Origin of the sequence: Microbacterium sp. NPDC059771 (assembly GCF_042732495.1) — a bacterium.
Lineage (GTDB): Bacteria > Actinomycetota > Actinomycetes > Actinomycetales > Microbacteriaceae > Microbacterium > Microbacterium sufflavum.
In genome coordinates, this window is the sequence record NZ_JBHWHK010000001.1 from 1748175 (window position 1) to 1774050 (window position 25876).

At 71.0% G+C, this 25876-nt stretch carries 22 protein-coding genes; 17 read left to right on the forward strand and 5 right to left on the reverse strand.

Going from position 1 to position 25876, the window contains the following annotated elements:
* Positions 1-164 precede the first annotated feature (164 nt).
* Positions 165-551: a hypothetical protein gene (locus ACFV3I_RS08270; protein ID WP_136045625.1), complete on the forward strand. Its 387-nt coding sequence runs from the start codon at positions 165-167 to the stop codon at positions 549-551.
* An 18-nt stretch (positions 552-569) separates the two neighbouring features.
* On the opposite strand, the gene bcp is transcribed toward ACFV3I_RS08270, so the two are convergent.
* Genes bcp through aroA form a run of 3 tightly spaced genes read right to left on the reverse strand, consistent with a single transcriptional unit; the run spans position 570 to position 3439 of the window.
* Entirely contained in the window at positions 570-1043 is a 474-nt protein-coding gene (gene bcp / locus ACFV3I_RS08275; protein ID WP_136032915.1) for a thioredoxin-dependent thiol peroxidase, read from the reverse strand.
* 9 nt (positions 1044-1052) lie between these two features.
* On the reverse strand, positions 1053-2120 hold the full coding sequence (gene rsgA, locus ACFV3I_RS08280) for a ribosome small subunit-dependent GTPase A (RefSeq protein WP_378803589.1): 1068 nt from the start codon (positions 2118-2120) through the stop codon (positions 1053-1055).
* Positions 2121-2122: 2 nt separating this feature from the next.
* A complete protein-coding gene (gene aroA / locus ACFV3I_RS08285; protein ID WP_136032919.1) occupies positions 2123-3439 on the reverse strand; it encodes a 3-phosphoshikimate 1-carboxyvinyltransferase in 1317 nt (438 codons plus the stop codon).
* Positions 3440-3510: 71 nt separating this feature from the next.
* Here aroA and ACFV3I_RS08290 point away from each other — a divergent pair, with 71 nt between their 5' ends.
* From ACFV3I_RS08290 to ACFV3I_RS08340, 11 genes are all read left to right on the forward strand, one after another.
* Entirely contained in the window at positions 3511-4173 is a 663-nt protein-coding gene (locus ACFV3I_RS08290; protein ID WP_136032921.1) for a sigma-70 family RNA polymerase sigma factor, read from the forward strand.
* Positions 4170-4415 (forward strand): zf-HC2 domain-containing protein, encoded by a 246-nt coding sequence (locus ACFV3I_RS08295; RefSeq protein WP_136032923.1) that lies wholly within the window; start codon positions 4170-4172, stop codon positions 4413-4415. Before ACFV3I_RS08290 ends, ACFV3I_RS08295 begins: the two co-directional genes overlap by 4 nt.
* 42 nt (positions 4416-4457) lie before the next feature.
* Positions 4458-5759: a GNAT family N-acetyltransferase gene (locus ACFV3I_RS08300; protein ID WP_378822689.1), complete on the forward strand. Its 1302-nt coding sequence runs from the start codon at positions 4458-4460 to the stop codon at positions 5757-5759.
* 122 nt (positions 5760-5881) lie between these two features.
* On the forward strand, positions 5882-7546 hold the full coding sequence (locus ACFV3I_RS08305; protein ID WP_378822690.1) for an ABC transporter substrate-binding protein: 1665 nt from the start codon (positions 5882-5884) through the stop codon (positions 7544-7546).
* Between the two features lie 41 nt (positions 7547-7587).
* A complete protein-coding gene (locus ACFV3I_RS08310; protein WP_136032929.1) occupies positions 7588-8592 on the forward strand; it encodes an ABC transporter permease in 1005 nt (334 codons plus the stop codon).
* A complete protein-coding gene (locus tag ACFV3I_RS08315; RefSeq protein WP_378822691.1) occupies positions 8585-9577 on the forward strand; it encodes an ABC transporter permease in 993 nt (330 codons plus the stop codon). Before ACFV3I_RS08310 ends, ACFV3I_RS08315 begins: the two co-directional genes overlap by 8 nt.
* Positions 9574-10425 (forward strand): ABC transporter ATP-binding protein, encoded by an 852-nt coding sequence (locus ACFV3I_RS08320; RefSeq protein ID WP_378822692.1) that lies wholly within the window; start codon positions 9574-9576, stop codon positions 10423-10425. The genes ACFV3I_RS08315 and ACFV3I_RS08320 overlap by 4 nt, the downstream gene beginning before the upstream one ends.
* Entirely contained in the window at positions 10422-11282 is an 861-nt protein-coding gene (locus ACFV3I_RS08325; protein WP_378822693.1) for an ABC transporter ATP-binding protein, read from the forward strand. The genes ACFV3I_RS08320 and ACFV3I_RS08325 overlap by 4 nt, the downstream gene beginning before the upstream one ends.
* A 27-nt stretch (positions 11283-11309) precedes the next feature.
* Positions 11310-12440: an ROK family protein gene (locus ACFV3I_RS08330; RefSeq protein ID WP_378822694.1), complete on the forward strand. Its 1131-nt coding sequence runs from the start codon at positions 11310-11312 to the stop codon at positions 12438-12440.
* 35 nt (positions 12441-12475) lie between these two features.
* Positions 12476-13732, forward strand: coding sequence for a 6-phospho-beta-glucosidase (locus ACFV3I_RS08335; RefSeq protein WP_136030860.1), 1257 nt, complete (start codon positions 12476-12478; stop codon positions 13730-13732).
* Positions 13729-14745 (forward strand): N-acetylglucosamine kinase, encoded by a 1017-nt coding sequence (locus tag ACFV3I_RS08340; RefSeq protein ID WP_378822695.1) that lies wholly within the window; start codon positions 13729-13731, stop codon positions 14743-14745. The genes ACFV3I_RS08335 and ACFV3I_RS08340 overlap by 4 nt, the downstream gene beginning before the upstream one ends.
* A gap of 69 nt (positions 14746-14814) precedes the next feature.
* Here the strand turns inward: ACFV3I_RS08340 and ACFV3I_RS08345 are convergent, their stop codons facing one another.
* Positions 14815-18507 (reverse strand): multifunctional oxoglutarate decarboxylase/oxoglutarate dehydrogenase thiamine pyrophosphate-binding subunit/dihydrolipoyllysine-residue succinyltransferase subunit, encoded by a 3693-nt coding sequence (locus tag ACFV3I_RS08345; protein ID WP_136030864.1) that lies wholly within the window; start codon positions 18505-18507, stop codon positions 14815-14817.
* A gap of 162 nt (positions 18508-18669) precedes the next feature.
* On the opposite strand from ACFV3I_RS08345, the gene ACFV3I_RS08350 reads away from it, so the two are divergent.
* From ACFV3I_RS08350 to ACFV3I_RS08360, 3 genes are all read left to right on the forward strand, one after another.
* Entirely contained in the window at positions 18670-20124 is a 1455-nt protein-coding gene (locus ACFV3I_RS08350; RefSeq protein WP_136030866.1) for a GuaB1 family IMP dehydrogenase-related protein, read from the forward strand.
* Positions 20125-20235: 111 nt separating this feature from the next.
* Positions 20236-21555, forward strand: a complete 1320-nt coding sequence (locus ACFV3I_RS08355) for a hemolysin family protein (protein WP_136030868.1) — start codon at positions 20236-20238, stop codon at positions 21553-21555.
* Positions 21552-22613: a hemolysin family protein gene (locus tag ACFV3I_RS08360; RefSeq protein ID WP_378822696.1), complete on the forward strand. Its 1062-nt coding sequence runs from the start codon at positions 21552-21554 to the stop codon at positions 22611-22613. The genes ACFV3I_RS08355 and ACFV3I_RS08360 overlap by 4 nt, the downstream gene beginning before the upstream one ends.
* A gap of 69 nt (positions 22614-22682) precedes the next feature.
* Here the strand turns inward: ACFV3I_RS08360 and ACFV3I_RS08365 are convergent, their stop codons facing one another.
* Complete coding sequence (locus ACFV3I_RS08365; RefSeq protein WP_378822697.1) at positions 22683-23750, reverse strand: NADH:flavin oxidoreductase/NADH oxidase; 1068 nt, start codon at positions 23748-23750, stop codon at positions 22683-22685.
* A gap of 55 nt (positions 23751-23805) precedes the next feature.
* Here ACFV3I_RS08365 and ACFV3I_RS08370 point away from each other — a divergent pair, with 55 nt between their 5' ends.
* Together ACFV3I_RS08370 and ACFV3I_RS08375 are read left to right on the forward strand one after the other, a co-directional pair.
* Positions 23806-24639 carry an NAD(P)H-hydrate dehydratase gene (locus ACFV3I_RS08370; protein ID WP_378822699.1) on the forward strand — a complete coding sequence of 278 codons (834 nt, stop codon included), beginning with the start codon at positions 23806-23808 and terminating at the stop codon, positions 24637-24639.
* A complete protein-coding gene (locus ACFV3I_RS08375) occupies positions 24636-25874 on the forward strand; it encodes a hypothetical protein (protein ID WP_378822700.1) in 1239 nt (412 codons plus the stop codon). The genes ACFV3I_RS08370 and ACFV3I_RS08375 overlap by 4 nt, the downstream gene beginning before the upstream one ends.
* Positions 25875-25876 lie beyond the last annotated feature (2 nt).

Here is a 25876-nt window from a genome sequence, read left to right on the forward strand (position 1 = left end):
GGGTTCCGCTACCCTGTTGAGATGCGGGCGGATGCCCGCCGATTGTGATGCGAACGCGAACGTTCGCCCCACGCCGCTGTGGGAGCACATGACTTTCTCTATTCTGTTACATGGATACCCTGAAATCAAGGGTTTTCTCTGCTTTGCACCCCCAGGAGGACCCCGTGCGCGCACCGGGAATCGCCCTCGCCGCGTCCGCGGTGCTCGCTCTGGAAGCCGCCGCGCTCGTCGTGTTCGCGGCGATCGAGGTGGCCGGTCTCGGTGCGGGGGACGCGGCGTCGTCGACGACGGCGATCGCGCTCATCGTGCTGACCCTGATCGGCGCAGCGGCCCTCGTCGCGTTCGCCGTGGGGACGCGTTCCGGGCGGTCGTGGGCGCGCTCCGGCGGGGTGGTGGCTCAGGTGCTCGCGGTCGCCCTGGCGCTGGGATCGCTCACGGTGCAGCCGGTGCCGTGGGCGTTCGTGCTGGGACTCGCGGTTCCGGGAGTCGTCGGCTTCGCGCTGCTCATCTCCAGCGCGCGACGCGAAGGCGAGCGCCGCGGGGCGGAGTGACGCCCCACGGCGCCATGCTCACGCGTCGATGCCGAGCTGCTTGCGCAGTCGCGCCACGTGTCCCGTGGCCTTCACGTTGTACTGCGCGAGCGTGATCACGCCCTCCTCGTCGAGTACGAAGGTCGAACGGATCACGCCCTCGACCACCTTGCCGTAGTTCATCTTCTCGCCCCAGGCGCCGTACGCCTCGTGGACCGCGTGGTCGGGGTCGCTGAGCAGCGGGAACGTGAGAGCGTCGCGTTCGCGGAAGGTGGTCAGGGTGGCGGGGTCGTCGCGGGAGACCCCGACGACCTGGTAGCCGGCACCCTGCAGCGACGAGATGCTGTCGCGGAAGTCGCAGGCCTCGGTCGTGCACCCGGGGGTCATCGCAGCGGGGTAGAAGTAGAGCACGGTCTTGCGGCCGCGCAGGTCGGCCAGGGAGACGGGGTTCCCGTCCTGGTCGAGGAGGGAGAAGTCAGGGGCGGCAGTACCGGGTTCCAGGCGCTCAGTCACCCGTCCACTTTATCGGCCGGGAGTCTGCTCCGCCTTGTCGGCGAACGTCTGCAGGAGGCGCTGCAGCGAGTCGAGGCGCGCGCGGCCCGTCTCGCTCAGCTCTCCGCGCTCCGCGGCCTCGATGAGGGCGCAGTCCGGCGCATCGGGCAGGTGGGTGCAGCCTCGGGGGCAGTTCTCCGCGATCACGGCGAGTTCCGTGAACGCCGCCAGGATGTTGGCGGGATCGACGTGTCCGAGGCCGAACGAGCGCACACCGGGAGTGTCGATGACCCATCCCGTGCCGTCCGGACCCTCGTAGCGCAGCGACACGGTCGACGAGGAGGTGTGGCGCCCACGGCCGGTGACCTGGTTGACGTGACCCGTCGCGCGGCCGGCGGACGGGACCAGCGCGTTGACGAGCGTCGACTTCCCGACGCCGGAGTGACCGACGAAGACGGTCGTGTGGCCGACCAGCGCCTCGCCGATCTCCGCGACGGGCATCTCGTCGCGTGCGCTGGTGAAGATGCGCAGGTCGAGGCCGTCGAAGTGGGCGAGGAACTCCGCGGGGTCGGCGAGGTCGGTCTTCGTCACGACCAGCAGCGGGCGGATGCCCGCGTCGAGCGCCGCGACGAGGTAGCGGTCGACCAGGCGGGCCCTCGGCTCCGGGTCGGCGGCGGCGACGACCACGAGCATCTGGTCGGCGTTGGCCACGATCACGCGTTCGACCTGGTCGGTGTCGTCGGCGCTGCGGCGCAGCAGGGACGTGCGGTCGAGGATGCCCACGATCCGCCCGAGCGTGCCCTCGGCGCCCGAGGTGTCGCCCACGACGCGAGCCTGATCGCCGGTCACGATCGGCGTGCGCCGCAGTTCGCGAGCGCGCGCGGCCGTGATCGTGTGCTCCTCGGCCGTGCCCTCGTCGAGGAGGACGGAATAGCGTCCACGATCGACGCCGAGCACGCGGCCGATCTGGGCGTCCTCGTGCGCTGGTCGGCGCTTGGTGCGCGGACGGTTCGCCTTCGGGTTCGGACGCGTGCGGATCGCGCTCTCGTCGTACTCCTCGAAGTCGTCGTCGAGGTCGGTGTCGTCGAGCCAGCTCACCGTCAGCCTCGCAGCATCCGCTCCCAGAGCATCGTGAACTCCGGGAGGGTCTTCGCGGTCGTGCCGATGTCATCGATCTCGACGCCGGGCACCCGCAGTCCGATGAGGGCCCCCGTCGTCGCCATACGGTGATCGTGGTGCGCGGGCCACGTACCCCCGCGCAGGGGGGAAGGCACGATCCGCAGGCCGTCGGGAAGCTCCTCGGCGGTGCCGCCCAGCGCGCGCAGGTTTCCCACGAGCGCCGCGATGCGGTCGGTCTCGTGCAGGCGGATGTGCCCGATGCCGCGGATCGTGGTCGGGGACTCTGCGAATGCCGCGAGACCGACCAGCGTGGGCGTGAGCTCGCTCGCCGCGGAGAGGTCGATGTCGAGGCCGCGGATGCTCGTGCCCGCGCGCACCGTGAGGGTGCCACCGTGGCGGGACACGTGGGCGCCGGCGCTCTGCAGGATCTCCGGCAGGAGCGCGCCGGGCTGCGTCGAGTGCGCCGGCCAGCCGGTGATCGACACCGCTCCGCCGGTGACGAGCGCGGCGGCGAGGAACGGCGCGGCGTTCGACAGATCCGGCTCGATCGCGATCTCTTTCGCACGCGGCACGCCGGCCTCGACCAGCCACTCGCCGACGGCCGGTCGCTCGATGCGGATGCCGCGGCGGCTCAGCGCCTCGATCGTCATGTCGATGTGGGGCAGGCTCGGCAGCCGCTCGCCCGTGTGCACGAGGTGCAGGCCGACATCGAAGCGCGGGGCGGCGAGCAGCAGGCCCGACACGAACTGGCTCGAGGCGGAGGCGTCGATCTCGACCCGGCCGCCGCGGATCCGGCCGTGCCCGCGGATGGTGAACGGCAGCGCCCAGGTGCCCTCGTCGTCGATGTCGACCCCGAGGTCGCGCAGGGCGCTGATCAGGCCGCCCATCGGACGATGCAGCGCGGTCTCGTGGGCCGTGAGGTGCACGTCGTTCTCGGCGAGACCCGCGAGCGGGGAGATGAAGCGCATGACCGTGCCCGCCTGACCGCAGTCGATGGTGACACCGCCGTGCAGCTTCGCCGGGGTGACGACGAGATCGGGACCGAACTCGTGACCGCCGTCGACCTCCTCCACGCCGACGCCGAGGGCGCGCAGGGCCTCGATCATGCGCTGGGAGTCGTCGCTGTGGAGCGGGGCGATCAGACGCCCCGGCCCGTCGGCGATCGCCGCGATGATGAGCTCACGGTTCGTCAGAGACTTCGATCCGGGGATCGTGAGCTCGGCGCGCACCGGCGCGTCGGTGGTGGGCGCGGGATAGGCGCCCTGCACACGGGAGGGGGAATACCTTTTGGCGCTCATCGGTTCTCACCTTAGTAAACAGGACGCCGTCATCGTGAGAAGCGGCGCACCCGAGGCAGGAAGGGATGGGCATGCCCGCGACGTTGGAGCGCGAGGTGATCGACCTCCGCGGCCTAGACTGGCCGGTGATGGATGACACCGCAACCGCAGACACCGTCGGCGACCCTCGACGCGAGTTCGAGGAGCAGGCGCTCCCCTTCATGGACCAGCTGTACGCGGCGGCCATGCGCATGACCAGGAACCCGGCGGACGCCGCCGACCTGGTGCAGGAGACCTTCGTGAAGGCGTACGGGTCGTGGTCGACCTTCTCCCAGGGCACGAACCTCAAGGCCTGGCTGTACCGCATCCTGACGAACACGTACATCAACATCTACCGCAAGCGTCAGCGCGAGCCGTTCCAGGGCACCATCGACGAGCTCGAGGACTGGCAGCTCGGCGGTGCCGAGTCGACCACCGCCTCGCACAGTCGCTCCGCGGAAGCCGAGGCGATCGACCGCATGCCGGCCTCGGTCGTGAAGGATGCGCTGCAGGCCGTCCCGGAGGACTTCCGGCTGGCGGTGTATCTGGCGGATGTCGAGGGCTTCGCGTATCAGGAGATCGCCGACATCATGAAGACCCCCATCGGCACCGTGATGAGCCGTCTGCACCGTGGCAGGCGGATGCTGCGGGAGCTGCTGGCCGACTATGCCGCCGAGCGAGGCATCGCCGCGGCTGAACCGAGGAGCACGAAATGAGCGACTGCGGCTGCGACAAGGCCCGTCAGGATCTGGAGGAGTACCTCCGCAACGAGGTGTGCAAGACCGAGCACGCCGAGATCCGCGAGCATCTCGAGAACTGCCCGTCCTGCCGGGACGAGGCGCTCGTGGCCACCACCCTCACCGAGGTCGTGGCGCGCGCCTGCAAGGAGACCGCTCCCGAGGAGCTGCGCGACCAGGTGTTCGCCCGCCTGCGCGAGGTGCAGGCCGCGCAGCACTGACTGGCCCGCTCGCGCGTCGGCGGCGGCCAATAGGCTGGTCGCATGGCCCTCATCGATGCACGCGGGATCCCCGCCGATCAGACCTCCGTCGACCGTCTGGCAGGGGAGGGGCTCGACTACCGGGTGCTCGACCTGGATGACGCCGCGGCGGTCGAAGCGTTCCAGCGCGCGCTGGCCCGTGGCTTCCTGGGCGCGGAACCCACCGCCGAGACTCTTGCGGACGGGCTGCCCACCGTGCGCAGCCGCCGCAACATCGGGGTCTATGAGCGCGACGCGGCGACCGCGCCGCACCCCGTCGCCACGATCGACTCCTGGGTGACGCCCATGACGGTGCCCGGCGGCGAGATCGGCCTGTGGGCGATCAGCGGGGTCACGGTCTCCGGGACGCACCGGCGCCGCGGTATCGCCCGCGCCCTGCTGGAGGGCGAGCTGCGCGCCGCCGCAGACGCCGGGGTCGCGGTCGCCGGGCTCACGGCATCGGAGGCGACGATCTACGGCCGCTACGGGTTCGGGTCTGCCGTGCCGGTCGCGCGGTTCACGGTCGATACGCGGCGCGCGGGCTGGGACGGCCCCGCACCGCAGGGGCGCATCGAGTACCTGGATCGTGAGCAGCTCGCACAGGAGCTCGGCGCGGTGCACGAGCGCGCGCGCGGTGCGCGGTCGGGACAGGTGCCGGGGTGGCGTGCGCGCTGGACGGGCCTCGCCGGTCTGCAGTCGTCGGACACCGACCGTGACCGCGTGCGGGGCGTGCGACACGTCGACGCCGACGGCGTGGTCCGCGGCGTGATGGCGTACGCGGTCAGCGAGAAGGGCGAGTCGTTCCGGTTCGCCCTGCACGTGCGACTGCTGGTCGCCGAGACTCCGGAGTCGATCGCGATGCTGTGGCGGTTCGCGCTGCAGCACGACCTGGTGGACGAGGTGACCGCCGACCTGCGCCCGCTCGATGATGCGCTGCCGTGGCTGGTCGCCGACCCGCGCGGCGTGACCCAGATCGTGCACGACCACGGCTGGCTGCGCATCCTCGATGTGCCTGCCGCCCTCGTGGGGCGCCGGTACTCGTCTCCGCTCGACGTCGTGATCCGGGTGGAAGACCCGCTGGGCTTCGCCGAGGGGGAGTGGCGCATGCGGGTGGACGGCGCGGGGCGTGCCGAGGTCGAGTCGGCCTCGGGCGAGGAGGCGGACGTCACGCTCTCGGTGTCGGCGCTGTCGTCGCTGTACGCGGGCAGCGTGCGCGCGGCCTCGCTGGCGGGTGCCGGCCGCATCAGCGGCTCCCCGGAGGCCGTGGGGGCGCTCGACCGGGCCCTGGCCGCGTTCCCCGCCCCGTCGCTCGACATCTGGTACTGACCTCGAATCGAATAACTAGAAACCTCTTTACTGGAAAGAGCCTTTACTATAACCTCGCCTCAGAGCGGATGCCTGTCCGCTCTGCTCGACTTCCGCAACGAAGCTCTTGAGACGAGGTTTCCATGCACGTCAACCGCTGGAGGAAGACCCTTCCTCTCGTCGCCGGTGCCGCCGCCCTCGCGCTGGCACTGGCCGGCTGCACGCCCGGTGGCAGCGCATCCGGCACAGATCGCCCGCTGCGCATGTGGTCAGGGTCGATGACGCCGATCACCAACAACTTCAACCCGTTCGCGGTGGACACCGCGACACACATGACGTTCGGCGCGATCTACGAGCCGCTGTTCTTCTTCAACCAGCTGTCCGCCGACCCGCCGGTCGGGATGCTCGGCGACACGTACGAGTTCAGTGACGACGGCACCGTCCTCACCATCACGATCAAGCCCGACCTGAAGTGGAGCGACGGCGAGGACCTCACCGCCGAGGACGTCGCCTTCAGCCTGGGCTACGGCTCGAACCTCGACCCCGACATGGTGTCCGCCGAGGCCACGGACGACACCACGGTCGTCGTGACGTACTCGTCGGCGAAGTTCACGGCGACGCCCCTCATCCTCGGCTCGACCTGGATCATCCCGAAGCACATCTGGTCGGACATCGACGACTACATGACCGAGACGAACCCCGAGCCGGTCGGCTCCGGGCCCTACATGCTCAAGTCGTTCACCGACGCCGCCTACACGCTCGAGGCGAACCCGCTGTTCCGCGACGGCCCGCCCGAGATCACCGAGGTGCAGGACATCGGCATCGACTCCAACCAGTCCTCTGAGGATCTGCTCAAGACCGGCAAGCTCGACTGGGTCGGCCAGTTCATCGCCAACCCGGACGGCGTGACCTCCAACGGCCGCATCAGCACGATGAATCAGCAGCAGGACCCGACCGTGATCGTCACCTGCGCCGACACGTCGATGGGCTGCGCGGGTGCCCAGACCGACCCGGCCGTGCGCCAGGCGCTCAACCTCGCGATCGACCGAGCGGCCATCAGCAGCAAGGCGTTCGCCGGGCTGTCCGGCGAGGCGTCGCCCAGCTTCGCCCTGCTGCCGCGCGACGAGAAGTGGCTGAGCGATCCGTCCCTGGCGGTCAGCCCCCAGGAGCCCGACGCGGCGACCGCCGAGGGCATCCTGGAAGGCGCCGGCTACACCAAGGGCTCCGACGGCTTCTACGGCAAGGACGGCACCGCGATCGAGCTCGACCTGTTCTCGCCCGACGGCTGGACCGACTACAACGACGCCGCCAAGCTCATCAGCGCACAGGCCGCGGAGGCCGGCATCCGCGTGAACGCGCGCACGGTGTCGGAGGCCGAGTACTGGACGCCGATCTCGACCGGCGACTTCCAGCTCGCCCTCTACGGCATCACGCAGTCGCTGGTCGCCGACCCGTACTCCAACTACGACCAGTACTTCACCACGGCCGCCAGCGCCAAGGTCGGCGAGGAGCCCACCAAGGGACAGAACTACGCCCGCTACACCAACCCCGTCGTCGACGCCGCGGTGAAGCAGGCCGGCGCGACGCAGGACGAGGCGATCAAGAAGGAGGCGTACGCCGCGGTGCAGGCCGAGATCGCGCGTGACCTGCCCTACATCCCGGTCGTGCTGAACGCCTCGCAGTCGTTCTTCAACACGGCCGACTTCACGGGCTGGCCGACGGAGGACGACATGTACGCGGCACCACTGCCGTACCTGTCGACGGCCTCCGCGGTCATCCTCACGCACCTGCGCCCGGCGAAGAAGTAGGGCACAGCACCCATGGCTCGATCCGATGAGAGGAGAGGCTCGTGAAGTTCTGGATGCGCCGCATCGCGTTCTACATCATCACGCTCTGGGCCGCGATCTCCCTCAACTTCCTGCTGCCGCGGCTGCTGCCCGGCGACCCCGCCGCGATCATGCTGGGCAAGCTCCGGCGCGCGAACGGTGGACGACCGCTGTCCGAGGAGACGATCGCGGCGATCACCTCCATCCTCGGCGCGGAGAAGGGATCGACGCTGTGGGATCAATACCTCGCCTACTGGGGTCGGCTGCTGCACGGTGATCTCGGGGTCTCGTCGACCCGATACCCGGCCCCGGTAGGCGAGCTCATCGCCGCGGCTCTGCCGTGGACGGTGACGCTCGTCGGAGCAGCCACCATCATCTCGTTCGTGCTCGGGATCCTCGCGGGCGCCTGGGTCGGATGGCTCCGCGGGACCTGGGTCGACCAGCTGGTGCCGGTGACCACGTTCCTGCAGTCCATCCCGTACTTCTGGCTCGCGCTGGTGCTCGTCGCGGTGTTCTCGGTGCAACTGGGGTTGTTGCCGATCATCGGCGGCTACGACGTGTTCGAGTTCCCGGCGGGTCCGGAGTGGACACCCGCGTTCTTCGCGAGTGCGTTCGTGCACGCCCTGTTGCCGGCGGCCACGATCGTGATCTCCTCGGTCGGCGGCTGGCTGCTCGGGATGCGGAACATGATGGTGCAGACGATGTCGGAGGACTACGTGCTCACGGCGGAGGCGAAGGGGCTGCGGCCCTCCCGGATCCGCCGGGCCTATGCGGCGCGCAACGCGTCGATCCCGAGCCTCGCCGGCTTCGGCATCGCGCTGGGCTTCGTCGTTGCAGGCTCGATCGTGACGGAGCAGGTGTTCAGCTACCCCGGACTCGGCAAGCTCATGATCCAGTCCGTCCAGGGACTCGACTACGCCCTGATGCAGGGGGTGTTCCTCGTCATCACGCTGACCGTGCTGGCGGCCAACTTCCTGATCGACCTCCTGTACGGCTTCATCGACCCGAGGGTGCGCCGCGATGGCTGATCTGATCGTCTCCCCGTCCGAGTCCACGCACGCCGTGGCCGTCGCCCGGTCGGCGCGCCTGCGCCGCGGACTCCCGCGCCTGTCGGGCAAGCTCCTCGTCGGGATGATCGTGCTCGCCGCGATCGTGCTGTTCGGGCTGATCGGCCCGCTCCTGCTCGGCGATCCGCGTGACGCGAGCTTCGAGCCGCTGCTGCCGCCGAGCCCCGAGCACCCGTTCGGCACCACCAAGCTGGGCTTCGACGTGCTCGCGCAGGTCGCGACCGGCACGCAGGGCTCGCTCTTCGTCGGTGCGGTCGCGGGCGTCGTGGCGCTGTTCCTCGCGTTGGTGTTCGGCGTGCTCGCCGGCTATTTCGGCGGAGCGCTCGACGAGACCCTGATGCTCGCGACCAACATCATGCTCGTGATCCCCGGGCTCCCGCTCGTCATGGTGATCGCCGCCTACGTGCAGCACACGGAGGGCCTGGGCGACCTGGCCCGCAGCTCTCTGCTGGTGGCGCTGGTGCTCGGGATCACCGGCTGGGCGGGGTCGGCGGTGGTGCTCCGCGGGACGGCGCGGTCGCTGCGCACGAGGGACTACGTCGCCGCGGCGGTCGTCGCGGGCGAGCGACCGCTGCGGGTGATCTTCGTCGAGATCCTCCCGAACCTGGTGCCGCTGCTCGCCGCGCAGCTGATCTTCGGGGTGATCTTCGCGGTGCTCGGCGAAGCGGGGCTGTCGTACCTCGGCCTCGGACCGACCGGGTCGATCACCCTGGGCACGGTGCTCAACGACGCCCAGACCGGTCAGGCGGTGGGAAGCGGCGCCTGGTGGTGGTTCGTGCCGCCCGGCCTGATCATCGCGCTGATCGGCACGGCCCTGTCGCTGATCAACTTCGCGATCGACGAGATCGTGAACCCGAAGCTGCGCCTCGCGCCGGTGGCCGCGCGCCGCCAGCGCCGAGCACGTCGCGCCGGTCGTGGCGTCGGCGGGGATGGAGCGGTCGCATGAGCGAGGCGGTGCTGACCGCGAGGAACGTGTCGATCGAGTATGAGGTGGATCCGCCGGTCAGGGCGGTGCGGGATGTGTCGCTGACGCTGCATCGTGGCGAGATCCTGGGGTTGGCGGGGGAGTCGGGGTGTGGGAAGACGACGCTCGCGTATGGGATGAATCGGTTGTTGAAGGCTCCGGCGTTGATGACCCAGGGCGAGATCGTGTTCCATGACCGGGATGGTCATGACATCGATGTGGTGGGCCTGGATGGGGAGGGGTTGCGGGCGTTCCGGTGGGACAAGATCTCGATGGTGTTCCAGGGGGCGATGAACTCGTTGAATCCGGTGATCAGTGTGAGGGCGCAGATCTTCGACATCTTCGACACGCACCGTCCGGGGATGAGTAAGAGGGCGAAGCGGGAGCGGGCGGAGGAGCTGCTGACGCTGGTGGGGGTGGATCCGAACCGGTTGACGAGTTTCCCGCACGAGCTGTCGGGCGGGATGCGGCAGCGGATGATGATCGCGATGGCGTTGGCGCTCGATCCGCAGGTGATGATCATGGACGAGCCCACGACGGCGTTGGATGTGGTGGTGCAGCGGGGCATCATCCGGGAGATCATGCGGTTGCGGGAGAGGTTGGGGTTCGCGGTGATCTTCATCACGCATGACCTGCCGATGCTGATCGAGATCAGTGATCGGATCGCGGTGATGCTGCAGGGGCGGATCGTGGAGCAGGGCACGGCGGAGGAGATCTACCGGACCCCGCAGCACGAGTACACGAAACGGCTGCTGTCGAGTTTCCCGTCGTTGACCGGGGAGCGGGGCGATTTCGTCCGCACGGGTATGAGCCAGGAGGGCATCCGATGACCGCCATCGCCGACACCACCACCGCGACCGGCACCCTGGAGGCGCGGAATCTGGTGAAGGACTTCACCCTGCGCTCCGGGTTCCGCACGAGTGTGTTGCATGCGGTGAAGGACGTGTCGTTCACGATCGAGGCCGGGAAGACGGTCGCGCTGGTGGGGGAGTCGGGGTCGGGGAAGTCGACGATCGCACGGATGCTGATGAAGCTGGAGACGCCCACCTCCGGGTCCATCCTCCTCGACGGTGTCGAGTCCGGCACCCGGGGTCGGGGGTTGGAGCGGTACCGGTCGGATGTGCAGATGGTGTTCCAGGACCCGTTCGCGTCGTTGAACCCGTTCCACACGATCGTGCATCACCTGGAGCGTCCGATCCGCCTGCACCACCCGAAGCTGTCCGGGACGGCGGTGCGAGCGCGGGCGCTCGAGCTGCTCGAACGGGTCCGGCTGACCCCGGGGGAGAGCTTCGCCGAGCGCCGCCCGCACGAGCTGTCCGGCGGGCAGCGGCAGCGCGTCGCGATCGCGAGGGCGCTGGCCCCAGGGGCACGGTTCATCGTCGCCGACGAGCCGGTGAGCATGTTGGACGTGTCGATCCGGCTCGGGGTCCTGAACCTGCTGGCCGAGCTGCAGCGGGAAGAGAACCTGGGCGTGCTGTACATCACCCACGACCTCGCCACAGCCCGCCACTTCTCCGATGAGATCATGGTGCTCTACAAGGGCGACGTCGTCGAACGCGGACCCGCCGACCAGGTCATCCTCCACCCGCAGCACGAGTACACCAAGACCCTCCTCGGTGCCGCCCCCGAACCCGAGAACCTCGGCCGCCTTCGCGACCACGTCCGCGCTGAACTCGGCATCGCCTGAGTCGGTCGCGGGGAAGGAACACACACCATGGCACAGATCGACCCAGGCACCTCGGCATGGCTGCGCACCAGGAACGATCGCGAAGCGCTGCGACTCATCCTCGAGCACGGCCCGCTGACCCGCACGCGACTCGGCGAGCTGTCCGGGATGTCGAAGCCGACCGCCACGCAGATGATCGCGCGACTCGAGCGCGCCGACCTCGTGCTGCCGGTGGGGGAGGTCGCGGGCAGTCGCGGCCCGAGCGCGGTGAGCTGGGGCGTGCGGACCGACCGGGTGGCGGGGGTCGCGGTGAGCATGCTCGACGGCAGCATCCAGGCGACACTCGTCGACGCCACCGGCCAGGAGCATCCGGTGGTCGACCTTCCGGTGATCGGCGAGGAACGCTCGCCCGAGCAGGACATCGCGCGCGCCGTCGATGCCGCATGCGCCGCCGCCGAAGCCGACCGCGACACGATCGAGGCCGTGACGATCGGCGTGCAGGCCGCGGTGGGTCAGGGGCAGGACACCCTGTCGCTCACGGACTCGCTGCCGGGGTGGCCCGCGACGGGCGCCAGAGCCCGGATCGAGGCCGCGCTCGGTGTCGCGGTGACGCTGGAGAACGACGTCAACCTCGCCACGATGGCCGAGCGTGCGGTCGGCGTGGCCCAGGACGTCGACAGCTTCGCGTTCCTCTGGGCGGGTGTGGGCCTCGGTGTCGGCGTCGACCTGGGTGGCACCATCCACCGCGGCGCGCACGGCAGTGCCGGGGAGATCGGCTACCTGACCGTGGCCGCCGGCACCGGTCAGCCCGGAGCCGTGACCACGGATCTGCTCGGCTCGCAGGTGATCCTCGACCTCCTGCCCCCCGACGACGACGGCCTCGCCGCACTCGCGCTGCACGACGAGGTGCTGCGGATGGTCGCCGACCGCATCGCGCTGACCATCGAGCCCGTGCTGGTCGTGCTCGACCCCGCCCTGATCGTGCTCGGCGGGCCGACCAACCTCGCGGGAGGACAGCGGCTCGCCGAGCTCGTGGCCGAGCGTGCCGCCGGAGAGGAACGGCCGACCCCGGAGGTGCGCCTGAGCGGAACGGGCGACAGCGCCGTGCTCCTCGGTGCCCGCCGGCTCCTGGTCGAGCAGATCCGCACGATCCTCGAAGACCGCATCCCCACCGACTGACGCCCACCGGGCACCCGCCCGAACAAGGAGGACAGATGAAACTCGCCATCGTCGGCGGAGGATCGACCTATACGCCGGAGCTGATCGACGGGTTCGTCCGGCTGCAGCGTGAACTGCCGATCGAGGAGCTCGTGCTCGTCGACACGGATCCCGACCGCCTGAGGCTCGTGGGCGGCATCTCCCGCCGCATGATGGCGCGGGGAGGGCATCCCGCGCGACTGCTCACGACCACCGACCTCGCGGCGGGTGTGAGCGACGCCGACGCCGTGCTCATCCAGCTCCGCGTGGGTGGCCAGGACGCCCGCGAGCAGGACGAGAGCTGGCCGCACGACGTCGACTGCATCGGGCAGGAGACCACGGGCCCCGGCGGACTCGCGAAGGCGCTGCGCACGGTCCCGGTGGTGCTGCGCATCGCCGACGTCGTGCGTCGCCACGCCAAGCCCGAGGCGTGGATCGTGGACTTCACCAACCCGGTCGGCATCGTCACCCGCGCCCTGCTGGAGGACGGGCACCGCGCCGTCGGACTGTGCAACGTGGCGATCGGCTTCCAGCGGCGTTTCGCCGAGGAGGCCGGAGTCGCGCCCGACCGCGTCACCCTCGCCCACGTGGGGCTCAACCACCTCACCTGGGAGCGCGGCGTGTACATCGACGGCGTCGACCAGCTCCCCGAGGCCCTCGCGACGCGGGGGCGAGAACTGGCCGACACGGTCGAGCTCCCGCCCGCCCTGCTCGCGCAGCTCGGCGTGCTGCCCTCGTACTACCTGCGGTACTACTACGCGCACGACGAGGTGCTGCACGAACAGCGTCACCACGCGACCCGCGCGGTCGAGGTGCGCGCGATCGAGCACGAGCTGCTGGCGCTCTACGCCGACCCCTCCGTCGACACCAAGCCCGAGATCCTCGAGCGGCGCGGCGGGGCGTTCTACTCCGAGGCGGCCATCGAGCTGCTGATCGCGATCCGCGGGGGCGCCGAGGTGCCGCGCGTGGTGAACCTCCGCAACGACGGGGTACTGCCGTTCCTCCCCGACGACCACGTGATCGAGGTGCCCGCCCGGTATCGCGACGGTCGCTTCCTCGCCGAGCCCGTGGCGGCACTGCCCGACGACATCCGCGGACTGATCTCCGCGGTCGCAGGCTACGAGCGGCTCGCGCTCGACGCGGCGACCGCCGGCGGGCGTGACCGCGTGCTGCGGGCGATGCGTGCGCACCCGCTCGTCCTGCAGCACGAGCGCGCCGAGAAGCTGACCGATCTGCTGCTCGCCGCCAACGCGCGATACCTGGAGTGGGCGTGACCCGCCGCGACCGGAACCGGCTCGTCCTCGCGGCGGACGGCGGCGGCTCCAAGACCGACGTGGTGCTGCTCGACACCGCGGGAGAGGTGCTCGCGTGGGAGCGCGGGACCGGGTCGAGCCCGCAGATCGACGGACTCGCCCCGTCGGTCCGCGTGATCGACGGGCTCGTGCGGCGCGCCCTCGGCGACCGCGACCCGCGTGACCTCGACGTCGTGGGGCTGTACCTGTCCGGACTCGACCTCGCGGAGGAGATCGCGGCGTTCCGTGCGGCCATCGCGCCGCTGCCCTGGTCGCCGGGCGCGATCGTGGAGAACGACCTGCACGCACTCCTGCGCGCCGGAACCGACGCGCAGGACGCCGTCGCCGTGATCTGCGGCACGGGCATGAACGCCATCGGGGTGCGGGCGGATGGGGCGCAGGTGCGCTTCCCCGCGTTGGGCCCGCTCTCGGGCGACTGGGGCGGGGGCGCCGAACTGGGCGACGCGGTCGTATGGCACGCCGCACGGGCCGAGGACGGCCGGGGACCGCACACCCTGCTGGTCGAGCGGCTTCTCGCCGCGGTCGACGCCTCCTCGGTCGCCGCGCTCATCGAGGACGTGCACCTCGGACGACGGCCGGCTCAGGCCTTCGCGGCTCTCGCACCGCTGCTGTTCGAGGCGGCGGCCGCGGGGGACGAGGTCGCACGGCAGGTGGTGCGGCGTCAGGCGGACGAGGTCGTGGCGTTCGTGCGCGCCTGCGTCGACCGGCTCGGGCTGCGCGCGGTCGAGCTGCCGGTGCTGTTCGGCGGCGGAGTCGCACGAGGCCGAGACCCGCTGCTGCTCGCGAGCATCCACGCGGGGCTTGCGGAGCACGCGCCCTCAGCGCGGCTGGAGATCGTGGACGCGCCGCCTGTGCTGGGGGCGGCGCTCCTCGTGCTCGACGCCGCGGGGGCGGAGGCGACCGCGAAGGTACGCGCCCGCGACCACCTCAGCTCGGATCTTCGGCACGCGGCCGAACCCGTCGTGGCGCGCTGAGACCGCCCTCGCCGCAACGGGAACGGGCGCCGCGACCGAGTGGTCGCGGCGCCCGTTGCGGTCGAACGGTCAGCCGAGCGTGACGGCCGAGCGCAGCAGCGTCGCCTGCTCCGCGGCGTGCACCTTCGACGATCCGGTCGCGGGCGAAGCGGACGCCGGGCGCGAGATCGGACGGAACGTGCGGTCGCCGGGGACATCCGCGAATGCGAGCGCGAGGAACGGCCAGGCACCCTGGTTCTCCGGCTCCTCCTGCACCCACACGAGCTCGGCGTTCGGGTAGGAGTCGGTGATGGCCTTGAGCTCGTCGATCGGCGTCGGGTACAGCTGCTCCAGGCGCACCAGGGCCACCTCGGGGTTCGGGTTCTTCTCCAGCTCGGCGCGCAGATCCCAGTGCACCTTGCCCGAGTGCACGAGCACGCGCTTGACGGCCGAACGGTCGAGACCGCGGTCGTCGTCGATGACCGGCTCGAAACGGCCCTGCGTGAAGGCCTCGACCGGGCTCGTCGCCCCGCGCAGGCGCAGCATCGCCTTCGGGGTGAACACGATCAGCGGCTTGCGCGGCCGGGCGTAGGCCTGGCGGCGCAGCAGGTGGAAGTGCGAGGCCGGGGTCGACGGACGCGCGACGATCATGTTCTCCTGAGCGCACAGCTGCAGGAAGCGCTCGATGCGGGCGGAGGAGTGATCCGGTCCCTGGCCCTCGTAGCCGTGGGGGAGCAGGAGCGTGACGCTGGACTGCTGACCCCACTTCTGCTCGGCGGCGGAGATGTACTCGTCGATGACCGACTGGGCGCCGTTGACGAAGTCGCCGAACTGCGCCTCCCACAGCACGAGCGCTTCGGGCGCCTCGACCGAGTAGCCGTACTCGAATCCGAGCGCGGCGTACTCGCTGAGCAGGGAGTCGTAGACGAAGAAGCGGCCCTGCGCGTCGGACAGGTTCGACAGCGGCAGCCACTCCTGGCCGTTCGCGCGGTCGTGCAGCGCGGCGTGGCGCTGGACGAACGTGCCGCGGCGCGAGTCCTGTCCGGCGAGCCGCACCGGGGTGCCCTCGACCAGCAGCGACCCGAAGGCGAGGAGCTCGCCGAAGCCCCAGTCGATGTTGCCGTTGCGGCTCATGTCGAGGCGCTTCTCCAGCAGCTGCTGGATCTTCGGGTGCACCGTGAAGCCCTCGGGCTTGTTCACGAACGCGTCACCGATCAGCTGGATGACCTCGGCGGGGACGCCGGTGATCTCGGGTGCGCCCACCTGGTCCTCGACCGGCGGGAGCTCGGGCGCGATCGGCGTGGCACCCGTCTCGGCGGCGTGCGTCTCGGCGAAAGCGATCTCCAGGCGGTTCTGGAAGTCGGCCTTGGCCTCGTCGTACTCCTCCTCGGTGATGTCACCGCGACCGACCAGCGACTCCGTGTACAGGCGGCGCACCGACCGCTTGGCCTGGATGAGGTCGGTCATGAGCGGCTGCGTCATCGACGGGTCGTCGCCCTCGTTGTGACCGCGACGGCGGTAGCAGACCAGGTCGATCACGACGTCGCGGTGGAAGCGCTCGCGGTACTCGAACGCCAGCTGCGCGACGTGGATGACGGCCTCGGGGTCGTCGCCGTTCACGTGGAAGATGGGCGCCTGGATCGTCTTGGCCACGTCGGTCGCGTACACCGAGGTGCGGGCGTCGCTCGGGGTGGTCGTGAAGCCCACCTGGTTGTTGACCACGACGTGGATGGTGCCGCCCGTGCGGTAGCCGCGCAGCTGCGACATCTGCAGGGTCTCCACGACGACGCCCTGACCGGCGAAGGCCGCGTCGCCGTGCACGAGGATGGGCAGCCAGGCGAACGTGCCGATCGGCTTACGGTCCTGCTTGGCGCGGACGATGCCCTCCAGCACGCCGTCGACGGTCTCGAGGTGCGAGGGGTTGGCGGCGAGGTACACCGGGAGCGAGGAGCCGTCGTCGGCGACGAACGTGCCCTCCGTGCCGAGGTGGTACTTCACGTCGCCGGAGCCGCGCTGGTTGCCGGGCATCTGCGTGCCCTCGAACTCCCGGAACACCTGGCCGTAGGTCTTGCCGGCGATGTTGGTCAGCACGTTGAGGCGGCCGCGGTGGGCCATGCCGATCGCCGCGCCCTCGAGGCCCGCGGTCGCCGCGCCCTGGAGGATCTCGTCGAGCAGCGGGATGAGCGACTCGCCGCCCTCCAGCGAGAACCGCTTCTGGCCGACGAACTTCGTCTGCAGGAAGGTCTCGAACGCCTCGGCCTCGTTCAGCTTGCGGAGCACCCGCAGCTGCTCGTCGTGGCCGGGCTTCTGGTACTTGACCTCGACCTTCTCCTGGAACCAGCGGCGCTGCTCCGGGTCCTGGATGTGCATGTACTCGATGCCGAGCGTGCGGCAGTACGAGTCGCGCAGCACGCCGAGGATGTCGCGCAGCTTCGCCACGCGGCGCCCGCCGAAGCCGCCCGTGACGAACTCGCGGTCGAGGTCCCAGAAGGTCAGCCCGTGGCTCTCGATCTCCAGGTCGGGGTGCGAGCGCTGCACGTACTCGAGCGGGTCGATGTCGGCCATCAGATGGCCGCGCACGCGGAAGGAGTTGATCAGCTCCTGCACGCGGGACTGCTTGTCGACGCGCTCGGCCAGGTCGACCGCGATGTCGGGGTTCCAGCGGATCGGCGCGTACGGGATGCGCAGCGCGGCGAAGATGTCGTCGTAGAACCCGCGCTGCCCGATCAGCAGCTCGTGCACCTTCTTCAGGAACTCGCCGGACCCTGCGCCCTGGATGACACGGTGGTCGTAGGTGCTGGTGAGGGTGATGGTCTTGCCGATCGCGAGCTCGTTGAGCGTCTTCTCGCTCGCGCCCTGGAACTCGGCCGGGTACTCGAGGGCGCCGGCGCCGATGATGCAGCCCTGGCCCTTCATGAGACGCGGCACCGAGTGCACCGTGCCGATGCCGCCCGGGTTGGTGAGCGACACCGTGGTGCCCTGGAAGTCGGTGGCGGTGAGCTTGTTGCCGCGGGCGCGGGTGACCAGGTCCTCGTACGCGGCGAGGTACTCGGTGAAGGTCATGGTGTCGGCGCGCTTGATGCTCGGCACCATGAGGGCGCGCGTGCCGTCGGGCTTGGGCAGGTCGATCGCGATGCCGAGGTTGACGTGCGCGGGGGCGACGACGGAGGGCTTGCCGTCGACCTCGGCGTAGAACACGTTCTGGCTGCGGAACTCGTCGAGCGTGCGGATGAGCGCCCAACCGATGAGGTGCGTGAAGCTGACCTTGCCGCCGCGCGTGCGGGCCATGTGGTTGTTGATGACGATGCGGTTGTCGATCATCAGCTTGGCGGGGACGGTGCGGACGCTGGTCGCGGTGGGGACGGTGAGCGACTCGTCCATGTTCGCGGCGAGGGTCTTGGGCAGACCGCGCAGCGGCGTGACCTTGTCCTCTTCGGAGGACTCGACCGGCTCCTTCGACTCGGGCTTGGGCTTCGGCGCCTGCGCGGGGATCGGGGCGGCCGCGGCGGGCTTGGCCGTCGTGCGGGCGACGGGCTGCGCACCGATCACGGGGATGGGCGCGGTGACCGGATGCGCGGGTGCGGCTGCGGTGTCAGCCGGAGCGGATCCCGTCGCGCTCGTCCCGGCGGCCGTGGCCTCGGAGTGGTACTGCTCCAGGATGGGCCACCACTCCTTGTCGACCGAGTCGCGGTTCTCCTTGAACTGCTCGTAGAGCTCTTCGACGAGCCAGGAATTGGCTCCGAACCCCCCGTCGCCACCGACGCCGGTCACCTGGTTCGACACGCTCTATCGCCCTCTTTCATCGCTGAAGATCTTCGGTGCGGAGGCACGACGCAGGAATGCGTTCGGGCGCGCACACTCTCGACCATCAAGCCTAACCTGTTTCGCCCGGGTAATCGTCGAAGCCACCCGCCCGCGCCGTCCCGATCTCGGTACCGTGGAGGCATGGAGTTCTCAGGCGCGCAGCCCACCGTCGATCTGACCTATTCGGACGTCTTCCTGGTGCCGCGCCGGTCGGGCGTCACCAGTCGGCTCCAGGTCGATCTGGCCCCGCACGACGGCACCCCGGCGACCCTGCCGCTGGTGGCCGCGAACATGAACTCGGTCACCGGGCCCCGCCTCGCCGCGGTGCTCGCCCGGCGCGGTGCGCTCGGCGTGCTGCCGCAGGACCTCCCGCTGCAGGAGCTCGACGCGGCGATCCGCGATGTGAAGAGCCAGCCCGTGCTGTGGGACACGCCGATCGTGCTGCCCCCGCACGCCACGGTGGCCGAGGCGCTGCGACTGCTGCCGGCCACCAGCGGTCACGGGATCGTGGTCGCCCAGGGGTCCGGCCCGATCGACGTGGAGCGGATCCTCGGCATCCTGCCGGCGACCCGCCTCGCGACCGCCCTCCCCGACGCGCAGCTGGGCGACCTTGTCCACCGCGGCAGCCCGTCGATCGACGCCGACGACATCGGCTCGGAGCGGCACGCGTTCGACGTGATCACCGAGGCGGACGTCGACATGGTCACCGTGGTCCACCACGGGCACCTCGTCGGCACGCTGAGCGCCCGCAGCGCCCTTCGCGCCACGCTGTACCGCCCCGCCGTCGACGCGGACGGACGACTCGCGGTGGCCGCGGCGGTCGGCATCAACGGCGACGTCGCCGCGAAGGCCCGCGCGCTCGCCGGTGCCGGGGTGGACGTGCTGGTGCTCGACACCGCCCACGGCCACCAGGAGGGCATGCTCCGCGCACTGCGCACGGTGGCCGAGCTCGGCCTCGGCCTCCCGATCGTCGCGGGCAACATCGTCACGGCCGACGGCGTGCGCGACCTCGTCGATGCGGGGGCCACGATCCTCAAGGTCGGCGTCGGCCCCGGCGCGATGTGCACGACGCGCATGATGACCGCCGTGGGGCGCCCGCAGTTCTCGGCAGTGCTGGAGACGGCGCAGGCCGCCCGCGAGGCCGGAGCGCACGTGTGGGCGGACGGGGGAGTGCGCTACCCGCGCGACGTCGCTCTCGCACTGGCAGCCGGCGCGGCCTCGGTGATGATCGGCTCGTGGTTCGCCGGCACGATCGAGGCGCCGGGCGAGCTGCAGCGCGACGCGGAGGGCCGCCTGTTCAAGGAGTCGTGGGGGATGGCGTCGACCAAGGCCGTGCAGGCGCGGTTCGAGCGCCTCGACGCATACGAGCGCGCCCGCAAGGAGCTGTTCGCCGAGGGCATCTCCTCCTCGAAGATCTACCTCGACCCGCTGCGGCCGGGTGTGGAGGACCTGCTCGACATGATCACGTCCGGCGTGCGGTCGTCGTTCACGTACGCGGGTGCCGCGACCGTGCCGGAGTTCCACGAGCGCGCGCTGGTCGGCCTGCAGTCCGCGGCCGGCTACGAGGAGGGCAAGGCGCTGCCGGTGAGCTGGTAGCACGGGCGCGGTCATGGCGGCGTTCTGTAGAATCGAGCGCACTATGGACGACCCCCCCAGTTGCCGAACATCGCCCCACCGTCCCGAACTCTCCGCGGAGAGGAATAGCTGATGGATTTCATCATGTTGGGCGTGGGGCTCCTGCTCACGGTCGGCACCGGCCTCTTCGTCGCGAGCGAGTTCGCCCTGGTCAATCTCGACCGGGCCGAACTGGAGGCGCGACAGGCCCGGGGCGAATCCCGGCTCTCGCTCACGATCAGCGCTCTCAAGCACACCTCGACGCACCTGTCGTCCGCGCAGCTCGGCATCACGCTGACCACGCTGCTCACCGGTTACACGATGGAGCCGGCGCTGTCGAACCTCCTGCGCCCGACGCTCGTCGCCTGGAGCATCCCCGAGGCCGCGGTCGCCCCGATCGCGACCGTCGTGGCGATGTTCGTGGCCACGGTGCTGTCGATGATCCTGGGTGAGCTGGTCCCGAAGAACTTCGCGCTCGCGCTGCCCCTGGCGACCGCGAAGCTCGTGATCCCGTTCCAGACCGCGTTCACGGCCGTGTTCAAGCCCGCGATCGTGGTGCTCAACGGCAGCGCGAACGGCGTGCTGCGCGGCATGGGCATCGAGCCCAAGGAGGAGCTGTCCGGCGCCAGGAGCGCGGAGGAGCTGTCGTCTCTGGTACGCCGCTCCGCGAGCGCCGGGCTGCTGGAGGCCGACACGGCGACGCTGCTCGACCGCACCCTGACGTTCTCACGCCTCACGGCCGCCGACGTGATGACGGCCCGTCCGAGCATGCACGCGATCGCCGCGGGCGACTCGGTCGACGACGTGATCCAGCTCGCGCGCCGCACGGGCCACAGCCGCTTCCCGGTGTTCGACGAGGACCTCGACGACATCACCGGCGTCGTGCACCTGAAGGCCGCGATCGCCGTGCCGCGGGAGCGGCGGGCCGAGGTGCCCGTCGGCGCCCTGGCGACCGAGCCGCTGCGCGTGCCGGAGACCGCCCACGTCGACGCGCTGATCTCCGACCTCCGCGGCCGCGGCTACCAGCTGGCCGTCGTGGTCGACGAGTACGGCGGCACGGCGGGCATCGTGACCCTGGAGGACCTGGTGGAGGAGCTCGTGGGCGAGGTGTCCGACGAGCACGACCGCACGCGGGCCGGCATCATCCGCAACCGCGACGGGATCACGTTCCCCGGCGAGCTGCGCCCCGATGAGCTGCGCAGCCGTGCGGGCGTCGACGTGCCGGAGGGCGACGTGTACGACACCGTGGGCGGCTACGTCATGAGCGTGCTGGAGCGCGTGCCGGTCGTCGGCGACGAGGTGCCGCTGGAGAGCGGCACGCTGCACGTCGTCCGGATGGACGGCCGCCGGGTGGACCGGGTGCGCTACGTGCCCAGACCGGACTCCCTCGAGGCCGAGGAGGTGTCGCGATGAGCGATTGGGTCGGCCTCGCCTGGCTGGTCGTGCTGCTGGCGGCGAACGCGTTCTTCGTCGGCGCGGAGTTCGCGGTGATCTCCGCGCGGCGCTCGCAGATCGAGCCGCGCGCCGAGCGCGGGTCCCGGGCCGCGAAGACGGCGCTGTACGCGATGGAGCACGCCACGCTCATGCTCGCGACCTCGCAGCTGGGCATCACGATCTGCTCCCTGCTGATCCTGAACGTGTCGGAGCCGGCGATCCACCACCTGCTCGCGGTGCCGATGCACGCGCTGGGCTGGGCCGACGGCGCGGTCGACGTGGTCTCGTTCGTGATCGCGCTGCTCGTCGTCTCGTTCCTGCACGTGGTGTTCGGCGAGATGGTGCCGAAGAACCTGGCGTTCTCGGTGCCCGACCGCGCGGTGCTGATCCTCGCGTCGCCGCTGGTCTGGATCTCGAAGGTGTTCATGCCGGTGATCTGGCTGCTCAACGCGGCAGCCAACGGCGTGCTACGGCTGTTCCGCGTCGAGCCGAAGAACGAGGCGGCCTCGACCTTCACGCTCGACGAGGTGGCCACGATCGTGAGCCAGTCCCGTCGCGAGGGCGTGCTGATGGACACCGCGGGCACCGTGACCGCCGCCGTCGAGTTCACCGACAAGAAGGCGCGCGACGTGGCGGTGCCGCTGGGCGACCTCGTGACGCTGCCGCAGACCACGACGCCGGACGACATCGAGAAGGCCGTGGCCCGCTACGGGTTCTCGCGCTACGTGATCGTCGACGACGAGGACGCCCCGATCGGGTACGTGCACCTGAAGGACATCCTGCGCGCCTCGGAGGGGCCGGACGCGGACACGAAGGTGCACGAGCCGATCCCGGGCAAGCGGATCCACCACATGGTCCCCGTGCAGGAGGACACCGACCTGGAGGACGCGCTCGCCGTGATGCGACGCGCCGGCCGTCACCTGGCGAAGGTGCGCGACTCGGCGGGCGAGACGACGGCGGTGCTGTTCCTGGAGGACATCCTGGAGGAGCTCGTCGGTGAGGTGCAGGACGCGACGCGGCGCGTGCGCGGGCACTGACACCACAGCCGTCCAGCGCGAAGGCCGCCGTTCCCGATGGGGCGGCGGCCTTCGTCGTCGAGAGGCGGTTCAGCGCCAGCGGGCGCGCTCGTACTGCGGCGGCCACGCGACCTCGGCACCGAGCTCGTGCGCCGCACGCAGCGCGAAGTGCGGGTCGCGCAGCCACTCCCGACCGGCGAAGATCGCATCCGCCGCGCCGTCGGCCAGCACCTGCTCGGCCTGTGCGGCCGCGGTGATGAGGCCGACCGCCGACACCGGGATGCGGCCGCCCTGGCGCACGGTCTCCGCGAGCGGCACCTGGTAGCCGGGCGACACGGCGATGCGCTGGTGCGCGACGAGCCCGCCGCTGGACACATCGATCAGGTCGGCACCGTGCTCGGTCGCCCACGCCCCGACCACTGCGGCCTCGTCTGGCGTGAACCCGCCCTCGGCGTGGTCGGTCGCCGAGATCCGCACGAACACCGGGACGTCGTCGCCGGCGGTCGCGCGCACGGCGTCGAGCACCCGCAGCAGCAGCCGGGCACGGTTGTGGAGCGAGCCGCCGTACTCGTCGTCGCGGTGGTTCGACAGCGGTGACAGGAACTGGTGCAGCAGGTAGCCGTGCGCGCCGTGCAACTCCAGCACGTCGAAGCCGGCGTCGAGCGCGCGCCGCGCCGACGTGGCGAACGCCTCGACCACGCGGTCGATGCCCGCCGCGTCGAGGGCGACCGGATCCGCGAACCCGTCGAAGGCCACGGCGGACGGAGCCACGGTGGTCCAGCCGCCCTCGGTCGCGGGCACGGAGCCGCGCTCGGGCGCCCACGGCCACCATGTCGACGCCTTGCGACCCGCGTGCGCGAGCTGGATGCCGGCGAGCGAGCCCCGGTCGTGGATCGCCCGGACGACGGGGGCGAGGGCGTCGCGCTGCTCGTCGGTCCACAGCCCGAGGTCGCGCGGCGAGATGCGACCCTCCGGCACCACGGCGGTGGCCTCGGTGACGATCAGCCCGGCGCCGCCCGAGGCGAACTGCGCCAGGTGGGCGTGGTGCCACTCCTGCGCGACGCCGTCGAGGGCGCTGTACATGCACATCGGGGAGACCCACAGGCGGTTGCGGAACGTGGTCGAGCGGATGGTCAACGGGGAGAAGAGGAGGCTCACGGTTCGACGCTACCGGGGCTCGGGAGGCGGCGGGGCCGCCCGCTAACGTGGAGGCATGAGCGAAGCGCGCGAGTGGTCACGCGGCGACACGGCCCGGTTCGTCCGCGCCGCGACACGCGACGACGACAAGTACTCGCGCGGCGTGGTGGCCCTGCGCACCGGTTCGCCCGCGTACCCCGGGGCCGCGGTGCTCGGTGTCGAGGCCGCATGGCGCGCCGGCGCGGGCTTCGTGCGGTATGCGGGAGAGCAGCGCGTGATCGACGCCGTGCTCGCCCGCCGCCCGGAGACCGTGGGCGGGCCCGACACCGGGCGCACCCGGGTCGGAGCGTGGGTCATCGGCTCCGGCACCGACCCCGAGGAGCGGACGGACGCCGAGGCGCGGGCGCTGCGCGAGATCGTGTCGGGCACGGCCCCGGTCGTGATCGACGCCGGCGCACTCGACCTGGCGTCCGGCGCGACCGCGCCGTTCGTGGTGACCCCGCACGCGGGGGAGTTCGCCCGGCTTCGGGAGCGCCTCGGTCTGGTCGACGCGGATCAGGACACGGCGGCCGAGGTACGACGGATGGCCGCGGAGCTGCACGGCGTCGTGCTGCGCAAGGGGGCCCGCACGCTGATCGCGGGACCCGACGGCCCGGTGATCGCCGTGGACGCGGGCACCGGGTGGCTCGCGACCGCGGGCACGGGCGATGTGCTGGCCGGCGTGCTCGGGGCCGTGATCGCGGCCAACCCCGGTGCTCCGCTCGCCGAGGTGGCCGCGGCCGGCACCTGGCTGCACGGGCACGCCGCGCGCATCGCCGCGGGGGTGGGTGGGGGCGGCACGGGCCACCCGATCGTCGCGCTGGACGTGGCGGAGGCGCTGCCCCTCGCGATCGCGGACGTCCTGTCGTGACCCGGCGCGTGCCCGCCCGGACGATCGCGCTGTGGGCCGCGTTCCTCCTGGTGCATCTGCTCACCGCGCTCGCGGGGTGGATCTACCCGAGCCAGCCGATGGGCGACGTCGTGCTGGTGTACGAGCCCTGGTCGTCGGCGGCGCTCGGCGGCGGCCCGGTCGTGGGCGTCACCGAACCGTGGGTGTACCCCCAGCTCGCGCTGCTGCCGATGCTGCTCACCGGGCTCCTGGCCACCCCGCTCGTGCCCCTGCTCGGCGTCTCGTCCGCGTACCTCGTGGCCTGGGCGGTGCTGGTGGGCGTGCTCGACGCTGTCGCGTTCGCCGTGCTGGTCGGGCGTCGTGCGGGCCGGGCGCGCACGGCCGCGGCGTGGTTCTGGTGCGCCGCGCTCCTGCTGCTCGGACCCATCGCGCTGTACCGGATCGACGCGGTCACCGTGCCGATCGCGGTCGTCGCCGGCCTGTGGCTGCTGTCGCGGCCCGCGCTCGCCGCTGCCCTCCTGACGGTCGGCGCGTGGATCAAGATCTGGCCGGGCGCGCTGCTGCTCGCGGCGGTGGTGGCCGGGCGCCGGCGGTGGCGGCAGCTCGTGGCGGCGCTGGTGGTCACGGCCGTCGTGCTCGGGGGGCTCGTGCTGCTCGGTGCCCGGTCGGAGATCCTCGGGTTCCTCACCGCGCAGACCGGTCGCGGCCTGCAGATCGAGGCGGTCGCGGCGACGCCGTTCCTGTGGCTCGCGGTGGCCGGTGCCGCCCGCATCGAGTACAGCTTCGACATCCTCACGTTCCAGATCACCGCGCCGGGCGTCGATGCGGTCGCCGCGGTCCTCACGCCGCTGATGGCCGTGGCGGTCGTCGCGGTCACCGCCCTCGGGGCGGTCAAGGCCACGCGCGGTGCGGTGTTCGGCCGGTTGTTCCCGCCGCTCGCGCTCGCGCTCGTGACGGTGCTGATCGTCGGCAACAAGGTGGGGTCGCCGCAGTTCCAGACCTGGCTTCTCGCGCCCGTGATCCTCTGGATCGTGTGGGACAGGGCGCGCGCGACGGTGCCCGCCGTGCTGGTGCTGGCGCTGTGCCTGGTCACCTGCCTGATCTACCCGCTCACCTACGACGCGCTGCTGCGGGCCGAGCCCGTGCCCGTGCTGCTGCTCACGCTGCGCAACGTGCTGCTCATCGTCCTGACCGTCGTGAGCTTGCGCGCCGTCCTGCGTGTTCCCGCCGTCCGTCCCCCTCGAATCAAGGAGTGAAC